The following is a 14,222-nucleotide window of genomic DNA, read 5'->3' on the forward strand; positions in this document are numbered from 1 at the left end:
CGACACCCTCGGGTGTCGCGCGGGCGGTCCACCCTTGGTAGAGAGCCACCAGCGTGATCGTGACCCCAAACACCAGACTTTTCAGGACACCGTTGGCGACGTCGTTCCAGACGTCTACGCCGTTTTGCATTTGCGACCAGAAGGCGCCAGCATCGACGCCGATGAGCAGTACCCCGACGATCCAGCCACCGAGAATCCCTACCATGGAAAACACGGCAGCCAGCACTGGCATGGCGATGATGCCGCCCCAGAGGCGCGGCACCAGCACGCGCCGCATCGGGTCAACGGCCATGACCTCCATGGCGGAAAGCTGTTCGCCCGCCTTCATCAGCCCGATCTCGGCCGTCAGTGACGTACCTGCGCGGCCGGCAAATAGTAACGCCGTCACCACGGGACCCAATTCGCGTACCAGCGACAGGGCCACCAGCAGGCCGACGGCTTCTTCGGAGCCATAGCGATTTAGCGTGTAATACCCCTGCAATCCCAGCACGAAACCCACAAATAGGCCCGATACGGCGATGATGAGCAGAGAGTGATTGCCAATGAAGTGTACTTGCTGGGACACCAGCCTGGGACGCGATACGGCGATGCCGCTGCGCATCAACAGACTGTTCGCAAAGCGGGTAAAGGCGCCAATACCGCGAATGTTGTTACGGATGCTACGGCCCAGTGCGGAGAGTACGCGGATCGGACTGATCATGATTTGCGCCCCTCTTGATTGGCCAGCCATGCTTGAAAGGCCGGTGTCTCAGGGTACTGAAAGGCGACCGGACCATCGGGTTCGCCGCGCAGAAATTGCTTGACATAAGGGTCTTGCGATTCGGACAACGCTTGTGGTGATCCGGCCATCGCCAGGCGGCCTCGACCAACGAGGTAAACCTTGTCGGCAATCGCGAACGACTCTTGTACGTCATGCGTGATCAAGACGGACGCGCAGTGCAACCGGTCAGACAGGTCGCGAATCAGGCGGGCCGTGATCCCCAGGGAAATCGGGTCCAAGCCGGCAAAGGGCTCGTCGTACAAAATCAGCTCGGGCTCGAGCACCACGGCACGGGCCAACGCCACGCGCCGGGCCATGCCGCCCGAAATTTCGGCTACGCGCAGATGCGCCGCGGCGCGTAGCCCCACCGCGTCGAGCTTGTCCAGCACGCGCGTCCGAATCTCGGATTCAGACAGGGGGGTATGTTCACGTAGCGGAAAGGCGACGTTTTCGAAGACGTTCAGGTCAGTAAACAGCGCGCCTTGTTGAAATAGCACACCCATGCGTTTACGCAGCGCCTGCAACCCATCGCGGTCGACTTGGCTGAGATCGGCGCCGAATGCCCTGACCCGACCGCGTGATGGCTGAAGTTGGCCAGTGGCCGCGCGCAGTAGCGTGGTCTTGCCTGAACCTGATCCGCCCATGATGGCCACGACCTGTCCTGGCTGTACGACCATGTCGATATCTTGCAATACCGTGAAATCTCCATAGCCGAGCGCCACTGCGTCGAGTGACAGGGCGGGGGCCGGGCTGTGGAGCGTGTGATCGGTCATAGGCAACTGGCGTGAGCCGGAGCGAGCAAATGGATCCGGCAAGAGGGTGTGACCTTAAGGTGTTCGACTTTGCCGGTCAAGGCATGGGTCACCCGGGGCTCTAGGTGGGCATCCGCGATCATCGTGGTAATGCCTTCCCAGGTCGGGGACCATTGTAACGTGCCCTTCTTGAGTTGCTACCGCCGTCAACGTGCCTTTATTGCAGCGTAATGTTGCCCTTTTTTATCACTTCTGCCCATTTCTGGGTTTCGGCGGCAATAAATGTGCCGAACTCTTCGGGTGTGCCACCGGCGGCCTGGCTGCCCGAATCTGCAATGGCTCGTTGCACTTCCGCGTCTTTCAGGATGCGGTTCAACTCACTGTTGAGCCTGGCAATGATGGGGGCGGGTGTGCCCGCCGGTGCAACGATGCCTTGCCAGTTATACGATTCAAACCCAGGCAGGCCCGCCTCGCTCAGGGTCGGAACGTCCGGCAACACATCCAGGCGCTTGGTCGAAGTGACGGCGATCGGGTGCACTTTTTTGCTCTGAATCGCCGGCAGCGCGGCGTAGCCCATTTCGAACATCATGGAAATGTGGCCGCCCATCAGGTCGGCCGAGGCCGGGCTACCGCCCTTGTAGGGCACATGTACGATATCGATACCTGCCTGTTCGCGGAACATTTCGCCCGACAAGTGATGAGCGCCCCCGACGCCTGACGAGCCAAAGGTCAACGTACCGGGTTCTTTTTTGGCCAGAGCAATCAATTCTTGCAGGTTTTTCACCGGCAGCGAATTCGTCACATTGAGCACCAGGGGGCTGGTCTCGATCAGCAGGACCGGGACCAGATCCTTGTCCGCCTGGTAGGGCATTTGTTTCATCAGGCTGGGATTGACCGCCAGGGGGGCCAAGTTGCCGGCGCCGATCGTGTAGCCATCGGGGGCGCCCTTGGCAATCAGGTTGGTGCCGATGACCCCACCTGCGCCTGCCTTGTTTTCGACGACCACGGGTTGTTTGAGGACATCGCTCAGCTTGCGGGCGATCAGGCGCATGCGGGTGTCGGCAAAGCCACCTGGCGCGTAGGGCACGATAAAGGTGACGGGCTTGGTCGGCCAGTCACCGGCGTCTTGGGCGCGNGCGCACGACGCGCCCGCCAACGTGGTGATTGCCAGGAGACTTGTCAGCAAGGGGCGTAAGGGTTTCATTCGCGGAGACTCCTCTTCTTCGATATAGAGCGCGGATCGACCATTATGCCGCTTGCTTGCCGATTAACGCGGCAATTCGCTAGAGCCCATCAGGTACTCATCAACCGAACGGGCGCATTGCCGGCCCTCACGGATGGCCCAGACCACCAGCGATTGACCGCGACGCATGTCGCCAGCGGCGAATACCTTGTCCACGTTAGTTCGGTAGTCGTCCGTATTGGCGCGCACGTTGCCGCGTGCATCGCGATCCACGCCAAAGGCATCGAGGACGTTTTGTACCGGTGATACAAAGCCCATGGCCAATAGCACCAGATCCGCCGGGATTTCGAATTCCGAGCCTTCGACCTCACGCATTTTCATCTGACCCGTGGCTTCGTCCTTGAACCACTCAACCCGTGCACCGACCAGCTTTTCGACTTTGCCGTTACTACCTTTCAGGAGCTTTGTGGTCACCGACCAGTCCCGATCGCAACCCTCTTCGTGCGAGGAAGACGTGCGCATTTTCAGCGGCCAATAGGGCCACACTAGCGGCTTGTTTTCCGATTCGGGTGGTTGGGGCATCAGTTCGAATTGCGTGACAGAAGCCGCGCCGTGGCGGTTGCTCGTGCCGACACAGTCCGAACCCGTGTCGCCACCGCCGATCACGATGACGTGCTTGCCCTTGGCCAGCGTTTGCTTGGTCAGGCGGTCTCCTGCGACAGCCTTGTTCTGCTGACGCAGGAAGTCCATGGCAAAGTGCACGCCCTCGAGCTCGCGGCCCGGTACCGGCAGGTCACGCGGATTTTCCGAACCCCCCGTCATCACGACGGCGTCGAATTCGGTCATCAGCGATTCGGGTGTGCGCACCGTCAGGCCATCAGCGACCGGATCGCTGGCTTGGCCGATGTACGTGGACGGTGAAAATTCCACTCCCTCGGCCTCCATTTGCGACATGCGACGGTCGATTTGCGATTTTTCCAACTTGAAGTCGGGAATGCCATAGCGCAGCAGGCCCCCAATGCGGTCACTCTTTTCGAAGACGGTCACGGCATGACCGACGCGCGCCAGTTGTTGCGCGCAAGCTAGGCCAGAAGGGCCTGAGCCGACCACGGCAACCTTTTTGCCGGTCTTGCGGGCCGGTACCAGCGGGGCCACCCAGCCTTCCGCCCAGCCTTTGTCGATGATGGCGTGTTCAATCGACTTGATGCCCACCGCGTCGCTATTTATGTTCAGCGTACAGGCGGCCTCGCAGGGCGCCGGGCAGATGCGGCCGGTGAACTCGGGGAAGTTGTTCGTAGAATGCAGCACATCAAGCGCGCGGCGCCATTCCTGACGGTACACCAGGTCATTCCAGTCAGGGATGATGTTGTTGACCGGGCAGCCGCTATTGCAGAACGGGATGCCGCAGTCCATGCAGCGAGCCGCTTGCTGCCTGGACTGGTCGTCCGTCAGGTGCAGAACGAATTCGCGCCAGTTTTTCAGGCGTTTTTGCGGTGCCTCAGCGGCTTCTTGTAGCCGCTGATATTCCATAAATCCAGTGATTTTTCCCATGGTTGATCCTTAGGCCTCAGGCAGCCAATTGTTCTGGATTGGCTGCATGCCACATTTCGCCCAATGCGCGACGGTATTCCGTCGGCATCACCTTGATGAATTTGCCGCGCGAGGTTTCCCAGTCGCCCAGAATCTCACGCGCGCGGTAACTGCCGGTATAGCGGAAGTGATCTTCGATCAACTTGCGCAGAATCGCCTCGTCCGTGTCGCGTTCGCCGCCACGCTGAACGCTGTGCCAACCGGCCCGGTCGTCTTGCGTGAACTGCTCCGAGTGAGGCACGATGGCTTCGAGTTCGACCATTGACAGGTTGCAGCGGTGCTTGAAGCTGCGATCCGGGTCCCAGACATACGCCACGCCGCCCGACATCCCGGCCGCGAAGTTACGGCCCGTTTCGCCCAGAACGACGACGGTGCCGCCCGTCATGTATTCGCAACCGTGGTCGCCGGTGCCTTCGACGACCGCCGCCGCACCTGAGTTACGCACGGCGAAGCGTTCGCCGGCCACCCCATTGAGGAAGGCCTCGCCGGCCAGTGCACCATACAAAACCGTGTTACCCGCAATGATGTGATCGGGACCAAAGCCGCGGAAGTCATTGGGGGAACGCACGATAATGCGGCCGCCCGACAAGCCCTTGCCGACATAGTCGTTGCCTTCGCCCACTAGATCCAGTGTGATGCCTTGCGCGAGGAACGCGCCGAAGCTTTGCCCGGCGGTGCCATTGCACTGGATGTGAATCGTGTCGTCGGGCAATCCATCGTGGCCATAACGCGTCGCGACGGCGCCCGAGAGCATTGCGCCGATGGTACGGTTGCGGTTGCGCACCGGCGTGATGAACGAGACTTTCTCGCCACGTTCCAGGGCCGGCTTGCTGCGTTCAATCAGTAAGTGATCCAGCGCGCCATTCAAGCCGTGATCCTGTGCTTCAGTTTGGCGTTTTTCCGTATCGATCTGCGGTTGATAGAACACGCGCGCAAAATCCAGGCCTTGTGCTTTCCAGTGCTCGATGCCGGTACGCATATCCAGCAGGTCGGCGCGGCCGATCAAGTCGTCGAACTTGCGGATACCCAGTTGCGCCATGATTTCGCGGACTTCTTCGGCAATAAAAAAGAAGAAATTCACGACATGCTCGGGCTTGCCCTGGAACTTGCGGCGCAGAACCGGATCCTGGGTGGCCACGCCCACAGGGCAGGTGTTCAGATGGCACTTGCGCATCATGATGCAACCTTCCACGACCAGCGGTGCTGTCGCAAAACCAAATTCGTCGGCGCCCAACAGCGCACCAACGACCACGTCACGACCGGTTTTCATCTGACCATCGGCTTGTACGCGGATGCGGCTGCGCAGGCGGTTGAGCACCAGCGTCTGTTGCGTTTCGGCCAAGCCCAGTTCCCAGGGGGTGCCGACGTGCTTGATCGATGAGACGGGGGAAGCCCCCGTGCCGCCATCATGGCCGGCGATCACGACATGATCGGCCTTGGCCTTGGCGACGCCAGCGGCCACCGTGCCGACACCGACTTCCGAGACAAGCTTGACCGAGATCGACGACTTGCTGTTGACGTTCTTCAGGTCATGAATCAACTGCGCCAAGTCTTCGATCGAATAAATATCGTGGTGTGGCGGAGGCGAAATCAGGCCCACGCCAGGCACCGAGTACCGCAGCTTGGCGATGTAGTCCGAGACTTTGTGGCCAGGCAGTTGACCGCCCTCGCCGGGCTTGGCACCCTGGGCCATCTTGATCTGGATTTGATCCGCGCTGGACAGATATTCGGCGCTTACACCGAAACGGCCCGACGCGACCTGCTTGATGCGCGAGCGCAGCGAATCACCCGCCTTGAGGGGGACATCGGCTTCGATGCGATCGGTGCCCAGCACGGATGACAGCGTGTCGCCGTCTTTGATCGTGCTCTTGCCTTCGCGCATTTCGGCGCGATAACGCAGTTCGTCTTCACCGCCTTCGCCGGTGTTGGACTTTCCGCCAATGCGGTTCATGGCCACGGCCAGGACCGAGTGAGCTTCAGTCGAGATCGAGCCCAGCGACATGGCGCCGGTCGCGAATCGTTTGACGATTTCCTTGGCCGGTTCGACGTCGTCCAGCGGGATAGCGCGCGACGGATCAAAGCGGAATTCAAACAAGCCACGCAGCGTCATGTGGCGACGCGTCTGGTCGTTGATGATCTGTGCGTATTCTTTGTACGTGCGGTAATTGTTGGCACGCGAGGCATGTTGCAGCTTGGCGATGGAGTCCGGTGTCCACATGTGCTCTTCGCCACGGATGCGGAACGCATACTCACCCCCTGCATCCAGGTCATTGGCCAGTACCGGATCGGCGCTGAATGCCGCGCGATGTTCACGCAGGGCTTCTTCGGCGACCTGGAAAATACCAATGCCCTCGATGTTCGAGGCCGTACCCGTAAAGTACTTGTCGATCAACACGCGCCGCAGGCCGACGGCTTCGAAAATCTGTGCGCCGGTGTACGACATGTAGGTTGAAATGCCCATCTTGGACATCACCTTGTTCAAGCCCTTGCCGATCGCCTTGATGAAATTCTTGACGGCTTTGTCGGGGTCAGCCATGCGGCCCAGCGACTCCAGCGCCAAATACGGGTGAATCGCTTCGGCGCCATAGCCACCGAGCAGTGCAAAATGGTGTACTTCCCGAGCCGAGCCCGTCTCTACCACCAGACCGGTCGCCGTGCGCAAGCCCGAGACAATCAAGTGCTGGTGTACGGCCGACGTTGCCAGCAGGGCCGGGATCGCCACGCGCTCGTGGTCGACCAGGCGGTCAGACACGATCAGGATGTTGTACCCGCTTTGCACCGCATCGACCGCACGGGCGCATAGTGCGGCAATATGGGCTTCGATACCTTCGGAGCCCCAGGCGGCCGGATACGTGATGTCGAGTTCATAGCTGCGGAATTTCTTGCCTGTCACTTGCTCGATATCGCGGATCTGCGCCATCGCGGCGAAGTCCAGCACCGGTTGCGTAACTTCCAGTCGCAGCGGAGGGTTGACGTTGTTGATGTCCAGCAAGTTCGGTTTGGGGCCGATGAACGACACCAACGACATCACCATCTGTTCGCGAATGGGATCGATGGGGGGGTTCGTCACTTGGGCGAACAATTGGCGGAAATAGTTGTAGAACGGCTTGGCGCGGTTCGACAGTACGGCCAGTGGCGCGTCGTTACCCATGGAGCCGATGACTTCTTCGCCAGAGGCGGCCATGGGTTCCAGGATGAACTTGAAGTCTTCTTGCGTCCAGCCGAAGGCTTGCTGGCGATCCAGCAACGAGACCGACGACTGCTGTGCCTGGGCGGCTTGGCGCGGCGCGGGCAGGGATTCGAGCTTGATCTGCAGGCGTTCGATCCACTGACGGTACGGACGGCTGTTGGCCAGTTGCAGCTTGATTTCTGTATCGTCAATGATGCGGCCTTGTTCCAGATCGATCAGGAACATCTTGCCCGGCTGCAGCCGCCATTTTTTGACGATACGATTTTCGGGGATGGACAGCGTGCCGGCTTCGGACGCCATGATGACCATGTCGTCGTCGGTGATCAGATAGCGGGCGGGACGCAGGCCGTTGCGATCCAGCGTGGCGCCGATTTGGCGGCCATCGGTGAACGCCACAGCGGCGGGGCCATCCCAGGGCTCCATCATGGCGGCGTGATACTCATAAAACGCGCGGCGGCTTTCGTCCATCTGCGTATGCTGTTCCCAGGCCTCAGGGATCATCATCATCATGGCGTGCGCCAGCGAATAGCCCGAGTTCACCAGGAGTTCCAGACAGTTGTCGAACGTTGCCGTGTCAGACTGTCCTTCGTAAACAATGGGGTACAGCTTTTTCAGATCATCGCCCAGCACGGCCGATTGCATCATGCCTTCGCGGGCGCGCAACCAGTTGAAGTTGCCCTTGACGGTGTTGATTTCACCGTTGTGGGCAATCATGCGATAGGGGTGGGCCAGCGGCCAGGCGGGGAAGGTATTGGTTGAGAACCGTTGGTGGACCAGCGCCAGAGCCGATACCGTGCGCGGGTCGGCCAGGTCGCGGTAGTAGCGGCCGACTTGATCTGCCAGCAGCAGCCCTTTGTATACGACCGTGCGGACTGAGGCCGACGGCACGAAATATTCCTTGCCATGCGCTAGGCGCATGGCTTGAATGGCGTGGCTGGCCGTTTTGCGAATCACGTACAGCTTGCGTTCCAGCGCATCAGGCACCATGACATCGGCCCCACGACCGATGAACAGTTGACGGATCACGGGCTCAACCGAGCGTACAGTGGGCGACATCGGCATTTCGACGTCGACTGGCACATCGCGCCAGCCCAGCATGATTTGGCCCTCGGCACGCACGGCGCGCTCGAGTTCTTGCTCACAGGCCAGACGCGAGGCGGTTTCTTTGGGCAAGAACACCATGGCCACGCCATACTCACCGGGCGCGGGCAACGTGATGCCCTGATGGCTCAGTTCGTCGCGGTACAGCGCGTCGGGGATTTGGATCAAAATGCCCGCGCCGTCGCCCATCAGTTTGTCAGCGCCGACGGCACCACGGTGATCCAGGTTTTCCAGGATCTTGAGGCCTTGCTGGATGATGGCGTGGCTTGGGCGGCCCTTGATATGGGCGACAAAGCCGACCCCACAGGCATCATGCTCTTGTTGGGGGTTGTACAGGCCCTGCCGTACGGGGATGCCGATGCGGGTCGCATCAATAGGTGCCACGATCGGGCGACAGGAATCTGTTTGAGAAGTCGATGTCATAACGCGCTCCGCAGAGGACTGCGTGGATGTTGCAGTGCAAGGTCTCGACGATACTGCGGCATGCCTTAGAGCGCAATGAAAAAATTAAGGGTGCGTCCCTTATTTACGGAATAAAGCAAGTTCATATCTAAATAAGGGGACGTATTAAAAATAACTGAAAATCAATAGCTTAAATTGATAGAGGAAATCAGAATGGGAAAACGCACGGGACATCCCGGCATATAAGGGTCTATATGTCCCCAATTAATACGAATTTTTTGTTATGAATGGGTCGTGCGGCACGTGCCAGGGACTGGCTATTTGCATCAATCAATGTTGATTGGTGCGACGCACAACGTGTATTGGGCCTTGCGTCTGCGGGTACCTGGTCGCCAGCTACGTGGCCAAGCCGGACACACGCGTGACTACGACGCTACGTCATCAGCGGGTTTCTTGCGGGGACGGCCCCGCTGCCCCGGGGCCACACGACGGCTGGCCGTATGAGCCAGGCTGGCGATGAAATTCGGGCCTCCTAGTGCCCACTGTCCGGACACGGCCTGGTCAATGCCCAGGCTTTCCTCTTGTGACAGGCCTTCTTGCAAGCGACGGCGGTAATTGGCTTGGCGATCAAAGGGCGTGTTTCCGCAGGCCCAATAGTCGGCGTGATCGGACTGCCAGGGCGATGGCGGCGTGGCGGCGGCGGTGTTGCCGGTATGGCCTCCTGCCGACGACCAAGGCCAGGCGTCCGGATCGAATGTGCTGCCGCTACGCACCGGATACGTCTCCAGCCAGATCAGTGCGGGCAAGACCCATACACCGGGTTCCAGCAAGGCGGATCGATAGCGGCCCGCAAAAACGCGTCCACCCCGTAAACGTGCCGCCAGATTGCGGCCCAGCGTCTGCATCAGGCGCGGCAGGCCTTCTTCGTCGGTGGGCGTGGCCAGCAGCAGAATGCGGTCGTTTGCCAATACCCATCCGTGCACGGCGACCCGATGTCGTTGGGCGGAGTCACCCAGCCAGGTCGTCAATTGGTTGAGCACATCCTGCGGCGCCGGTTGTGACGGCGTCGCTAAAGGCTGAACGAAATTGGCCTGCACCAGTTGGGGCAACCCAGGGGCATACAAGCGGGGCAGTCGAGCCATAGCGTTGAACGGGCACCAAGCCAGAAAGAACGGTGGGTTTGATCACTATATATAAATAGTGCCACAGCCGTCGAGAGGGGATTAGCGAGGGGGTGGTGGCCTGTGACGTCCCCGTCGCTATCCGCAGGCGAGTCACTTGTGCAGGTTAACATCAGTTGTTAACGCAATCAGCAGGGAATTTCACACGCCATGACAGATCTGGAACTGATTTCGCAACACCGCTGTTTCGGTGGCTGGCAACGCTATTATCGGCATGCCTCGAGCGCTATTGGGCTGCCCATGCGGTTTTCTGTGTATATCCCGCCCCAGGCGGAGCGAGGCCGTGTCCCCGTGCTGTTTTATTTGGCGGGGCTGACTTGCACCGAAGAGACATTCATGATCAAGGGCGGTGCACAACGTCTCGCGGCGGAACTCGGTGTGATGTTGGTGTCGCCTGACACCAGCCCTCGCGGCGCGGGCATCGCAGGAGAGGACGACGACTGGGATTTTGGTACCGGTGCGGGGTTTTACCTCGACGCCACCGAGCAGCCCTGGCGGTCGCATTACCGCATGGAAAGCTACGTCACTGACGAGCTCTATGGCATCGCGACTCGGGATTTACCGGGCGATGCGTCGCGTACCGGCATATTTGGGCATTCCATGGGAGGTCACGGTGCGTTGGTCCTGGCGCTGCGCCATCCGGACCAATTTTCCTCGGTGTCCGCTTTTGCGCCTATCGCGGCGCCGACGCAATGTCCTTGGGGGCACAAGGCATTCAGCCGCTATCTCGGGCCCGATACCGAGACCTGGAAGGCGTATGACGCCAGCGAGTTGATGACGCGGGCACACCGGCCTTTTCCGCAGGGTATTCTGATCGACCAAGGGTTGGCCGACAGCTTCCTGGCCGAGCAACTGTATCCTGAGGTATTCGAGCATGCGTGCCGTCAGGCCGATCAGCCCCTGACGCTGCGCCGCCACGCCGACTACGATCACGGCTATTACTTTATTTCCACTTTTATGCACGATCACCTGCGGTTTCACGCTGATCAACATTGTTAAAGCGGCGTATCGACAAACCGGGCTATCGTGTGGCGACACCTGCTTTGTCACCCTGCTTTTGACTGAGCCACCCTTGCCCCTGCATGTGAGGATCAATCAGTGATCAATGGTTTTGCCCCCTTTGTCTGGATGGCCCTGGCGGCCTTGATTGTCTTGATTCCCGGGATGATGCTGCTGTTCGGTCGGGGTGGGCCGCGCGATGCCTCGGGACGGCGGATTTTTCGGTTGCGGCCGATTCGACGTCTCTTTGGTGTTCTGTTGATCGCGCTGGCGGGGGTGTCGGCGATGCTGGCGCTGACGTTGGTACAGTTCTTGCATCTGACGACCGATGTCCCAGTTGCCTCAGTGCAAATGCACGAACAGGCGCCCTCGTCGTTCCTCGTGACGGCCCAGGTGCCAGGCAAAGCGGATCGCCTCTACACGCTGACCGGCGACCAATGGCAGATCGACGCCAAAGTGATCCGCTGGAATCTGCCGGCTTTGTTGGCTGGGGCACCGCCCCTGTACAAGTTCGAACGGCTTTCGGGCCGCTATCGCGACGTCCAGCAAGAGAAAACCGGAGTGCGCAGCGTCCATGACTTGTCCGATTGGCCGGTGCCTGATCTGGCCACGCTCAGGCGGGTTTTCCCAAACTGGCTGCCCTTTGTGGATGTGGAATACGGTAGTGCCGCTTACATGCCCATGCTGGACGGGGCGCGCTACCAGATCTATATGGATCCCCGGGGGGGCGTGGTCATCCGGCCCGATGGGCAGGCTACGGAAGACGCACTGCGACAACTGAGCTGGTAGCGCGGCAACGGCCGAATACGACGGAACTTTGGTGCGCTGCCGCAGTCGAATTAGCACTCCCCTGTATAGAGTGCTAATATCGCTTTATGTCGCTGTCAACCTCTCACTTGGAGACCGCAACTATGAAACAACCCAGTCATTCGTTGGCCCTGTCCGGCAACGCCCTGGCGTTGGCCGTTGCCAATCCAGGCTCGCTTGGCTCCATCGAGGCCTATATCTCGGCCGTCAATCAACTGCCCATGTTGACCGCCGAGCGCGAAACCGAACTCGGCCGCCGTCTGCGGGCGCACGACGATCTCGAGGCTGCCCGCGAGATGGTGCTGTCGCACTTGCGCCTCGTGGTGTCGGTGGCTCGCCAGTACCTCGGTTATGGCCTGCCGCACGCCGATCTTATCCAGGAGGGCAATGTCGGCCTGATGAAGGCCGTCAAGCGTTTCGACCCCGAACGCGGGGTGCGTCTGGTGTCGTTCGCCGTGCACTGGATCAAGGCCGAAATCCACGAATTCATCATCCGTAACTGGCGCATGGTCAAGGTCGCGACCACCAAGGCGCAGCGCAAGCTGTTCTTCAACCTGCGCAGTATGCGTCCCGATGGCCAGACGCTGGATCCCGAACAGGTCGATAACATCGCCCAAGCGCTGAACGTAAGACGCGAAGACGTCAGCGAAATGGAAATCCGCCTTTCCGGCCGTGATTTATCGCTGGAAAAGCAGGACGACGATGATGAGACGTATGCCCCCATTTCGTACCTGTCTGACGAGGGGCAGGCAGAGCCCACGCAGGTTCTTGACCGTCGCGACCACGACGACCTGCAGAGCGCGGGTTTGACTCACGCACTGCAAGCGTTGGACGAGCGCTCACGTCGCATCATCGAGTCTCGTTGGCTGCAAGACGAAGGCGGGACCACCCTGCAAGAGCTTGCCCAAGAGTTCGGTGTGTCTGCCGAGCGTATTCGCCAAATCGAATCCGCTGCCTTGAAAAAAATGCGCGGCACCCTGAGCCCCGCCTGATTTTCAATCGGTTGCGATATCCAGACAGCCCCGGCGATTCGCCGGGGTTTTCGCTTGTCCGAGGCATTCTTCGTGTTGACACATTTTGATTCAATTTTGGTGCGTCAAACCCACTCAGGACCGAAACTTATTGCTCGCGGCGTGTACTAACTTACGTAGACCGCATTAGCCGCTACCCGGCTTGTAGTCTTGTATCCGTTTCGGCTTCTCCTCTTCCCCTCCCCTATGAAACGGATGCTTGCAGGGCGCCTCGCATATCGGCGCCCTATTTTTTTGCCTGAACGTTATGGTGCTGGCATCGGTGGTGTTGGCGTTGCCAGGGGTTCCCGGTGGGCTGCCAAGATGTCATGCCATGTCGCGATATTCAGGCGCCGCACGCCTGTCGCCAGCGATCCGTCGCGGTATAGCTTTAGCCAGCGGTAACCCGGCGGGCTATCGTCCACGACATATTTACCGTCGCGGATCGCAAACTGAAAACAAGTCGACGGTGTGGCCAGCATGCGCAGATGGTGGCGGCGGCGATCAAAGGCCTGGTGCACATGCCCCCAAAGCAGGATGCGTGCACGTGGGATGGCGGCCAGGCGCTGGAATAGCTCCTGGGCATTGTCGACCATCATGGTGTCGGTGTAGTCACTCTGTATTAGCACGGGGTTGTGATGAAGCGCGATCAGGACATGGCGGTCGCCTGCCAGGGCGGCAGCCTGCTCTAGCAAGTCGAACTGGGCGTCATCAATATGGCCCGCGTTTGAGCCCGGTACGGTCGAGTCCAACAAAATAATGCGCCAGGCGCCGATATCCGTGACGGGCTGGGCCCAGAGGCCCATCGCTTGGCGCAGGGCCTGCGGATCGTCGTGGTTGCCGGGCAGGCACCGTACTGGCCAATCGGCTTGCTCAAGTACGCTGCGCAGGCGTTGATAAGCCTCAGGAGACCCGTCTTGCGTCAAGTCGCCGGTGGCCAGAAGTAGATCCGGGCGATGCCGATTGATGCGCACCAAGTCCAATACCGCGCGCAGACAGGCGTCGGTGTTGACGTTATGCATCACGCTATCTGCCCGCGCCATCAGGTGCGTATCGGTGAGTTGCACCAGCAGCGTCGGCGCATCGGTCCGGCCAGCGCTGGAAGTTGAAGCCGGCAAGGGGCCTCCTGATTGTCGAATAAAAGCTCAGTACCTTACCCAAAAAGCCTCGTAGCAGGCCCTCTGAATGTGAACGACCCGTAACGAAACGTGGTTGTCCGCCGTTTGTCCGCTGGAGAACGGGAAAAA

Annotated in this window: 11 protein-coding genes; 3 read left to right on the forward strand and 8 right to left on the reverse strand. The window is 59.9% G+C overall.

Going from position 1 to position 14,222, the window contains the following annotated elements; all coding sequences use genetic code 11:
- The 6 genes from mlaE to ACNAZS_RS06440 form a co-directional block, all read right to left on the reverse strand.
- A partial coding sequence (gene mlaE, locus ACNAZS_RS06415) for a lipid asymmetry maintenance ABC transporter permease subunit MlaE (protein WP_415787382.1) occupies window positions 1-700 on the reverse strand: 700 nt, incomplete at its 3' end.
- Window positions 697-1,533 (reverse strand): ABC transporter ATP-binding protein, encoded by an 837-nt coding sequence (locus ACNAZS_RS06420; RefSeq protein WP_415787384.1) that lies wholly within the window; start codon window positions 1,531-1,533, stop codon window positions 697-699. The genes mlaE and ACNAZS_RS06420, both read right to left, overlap by 4 nt.
- Window positions 1,534-1,729: 196 nt before the next feature.
- Window positions 1,730-2,647: Bug family tripartite tricarboxylate transporter substrate binding protein (locus ACNAZS_RS06425; protein WP_415787386.1), on the reverse strand; the 918-nt coding region annotated here is incomplete at its 5' end.
- A 132-nt stretch (window positions 2,648-2,779) separates the two neighbouring features.
- The gene (locus tag ACNAZS_RS06430) at window positions 2,780-4,246 is read right to left on the reverse strand and encodes a glutamate synthase subunit beta (protein ID WP_415787388.1); all 1,467 of its coding nucleotides are present in this window, start codon (window positions 4,244-4,246) and stop codon (window positions 2,780-2,782) included.
- 16 nt (window positions 4,247-4,262) lie between these two features.
- A complete protein-coding gene (locus ACNAZS_RS06435; protein WP_415787390.1) occupies window positions 4,263-8,999 on the reverse strand; it encodes a glutamate synthase-related protein in 4,737 nt (1,578 codons plus the stop codon).
- Between the two features lie 404 nt (window positions 9,000-9,403).
- Window positions 9,404-10,120, reverse strand: a complete 717-nt coding sequence (locus ACNAZS_RS06440) for a hypothetical protein (RefSeq protein ID WP_415787392.1) — start codon at window positions 10,118-10,120, stop codon at window positions 9,404-9,406.
- A gap of 189 nt (window positions 10,121-10,309) precedes the next feature.
- Here ACNAZS_RS06440 and fghA point away from each other — a divergent pair, with 189 nt between their 5' ends.
- From fghA to rpoH, 3 genes are all read left to right on the forward strand, one after another.
- On the forward strand, window positions 10,310-11,158 hold the full coding sequence (gene fghA / locus ACNAZS_RS06445; RefSeq protein ID WP_415787394.1) for an S-formylglutathione hydrolase: 849 nt from the start codon (window positions 10,310-10,312) through the stop codon (window positions 11,156-11,158).
- A 99-nt stretch (window positions 11,159-11,257) separates the two neighbouring features.
- Window positions 11,258-11,947: a hypothetical protein gene (locus ACNAZS_RS06450; RefSeq protein WP_415787396.1), complete on the forward strand. Its 690-nt coding sequence runs from the start codon at window positions 11,258-11,260 to the stop codon at window positions 11,945-11,947.
- Window positions 11,948-12,069: 122 nt separating this feature from the next.
- Window positions 12,070-12,957 (forward strand): RNA polymerase sigma factor RpoH, encoded by an 888-nt coding sequence (rpoH, locus tag ACNAZS_RS06455; protein ID WP_415787398.1) that lies wholly within the window; start codon window positions 12,070-12,072, stop codon window positions 12,955-12,957.
- Between the two features lie 3 nt (window positions 12,958-12,960).
- Here the strand turns inward: rpoH and ACNAZS_RS06460 are convergent, their stop codons facing one another.
- Complete coding sequence (locus ACNAZS_RS06460) at window positions 12,961-13,041, reverse strand: CagY family CD-EC repeat-containing protein (RefSeq protein ID WP_415788838.1); 81 nt, start codon at window positions 13,039-13,041, stop codon at window positions 12,961-12,963.
- Window positions 13,042-13,241: 200 nt separating this feature from the next.
- Window positions 13,242-14,093, reverse strand: coding sequence for a phosphodiesterase (locus ACNAZS_RS06465; RefSeq protein WP_415787400.1), 852 nt, complete (start codon window positions 14,091-14,093; stop codon window positions 13,242-13,244).
- Between the last annotated feature and the right edge of the window lie 129 nt (window positions 14,094-14,222).

Source organism: Bordetella tumulicola (genome assembly GCF_965138755.1).
Taxonomy (GTDB): domain Bacteria; phylum Pseudomonadota; class Gammaproteobacteria; order Burkholderiales; family Burkholderiaceae_B; genus Bordetella_A; species Bordetella_A tumulicola.